The 1090-nt window shown below is 55.1% G+C and carries 1 protein-coding gene; it reads left to right on the top strand.

Features of this window, described 5'->3' with window-relative positions; translation table 11 throughout:
* Positions 1-1090, top strand: a 1090-nt coding sequence (locus BUA39_RS09810) for a sulfatase family protein (RefSeq protein WP_207546218.1), incomplete at both ends; no start/stop codon positions are given.

Here is a 1090-nt window from a genome sequence, read left to right as displayed (position 1 = left end):
AGTGCCAAGGACTATGATCCAGATTGGTACGGCAGCTATTTCCATTTTGGCAATGTGCAGTTGATGCTGCGCCCGCACCATCATACGCCATGGGCCGATCAACCCAATACGTTGCATTATGAGAACTGGCTGGACCAAGACGGACAGGGCGGAAAACGCTGGCGGTATGCCAAAGAGCAATACAAGCCGGAACCTTTGAACCATCAGGGGGTACGATCAAGGCTTGAGGATCAATGGCATTCGTCTCCATGGGTTGGGGATCGTTCGGTCGAGATGATCGAAAAGCAGGGTGACAAACCCCTGTTTGCATGGGTGTCTTTTCCCGACCCGCACCCGCCTTTCTTAGCGCCGAAACCTTGGTGCGATTTGTATGATCCAGAGGATGTGGTTGTTGCCAAGCATCGCGACTTAGATTTGGAAAATCGCCCGTGGTGGCACCGGGAGTTTTTGGAAAAACGTGGCTTGGTTCACCACTCTGCTTTGAGTGATGAAGACGGTGTCGCTTGGAGTGTTGGCGGTGACATGAGCGAGCGGGCGATCCGTGAGCTGACGGCGATCTACTTTGGAATGATCACGGCCGTCGATACGCAGGTGGGGCGCATTCTTGACGCTTTGGAAGCCAAAGGCGAACTTGAGAATACGGTCATCATTTTCATCTCGGATCACGGTGAATGGCTGGGGGATCATGGTCTTTTGCTGAAAGGGCCGATGCTTTATGACGGATTGCTTCGCGTGCCTTGCCTGATGTCTGGCCCCGGCGTTGCGCCGGGCGTCGTCGTCGACGATCCGGTTGGCACGGTGGATATTCGCAGCACGTTGATTGATCTTTGTGGTCTGGCTGGCGAAGACGATAACGGTGCGTCTTGGATGGGTCTGATCGACGGAAGCGCAAGTCGCGACTTTGCGGTGAACGAATGGGAAGTGGATTCCCAGCGTAGTGGTATGGACATGGACTTGATCACTGTGCGCAGCGGGCGGTACCGGATGTCGGTGGACCTGAAAACCGATACGGGTGAGCTTTATGACATGCAGGAAGACCCCGATGAGATGGTCAATCTGTTTGACGATCCGGGTGCGGGCGCGGTGCGCC

Origin of the sequence: Cognatishimia maritima (genome assembly GCF_900129685.1) — a bacterium.
Taxonomy (GTDB): Bacteria; Pseudomonadota; Alphaproteobacteria; order Rhodobacterales; family Rhodobacteraceae; genus Cognatishimia; species Cognatishimia maritima.
This window is presented reverse-complemented; position numbering and strand designations above follow the sequence as displayed.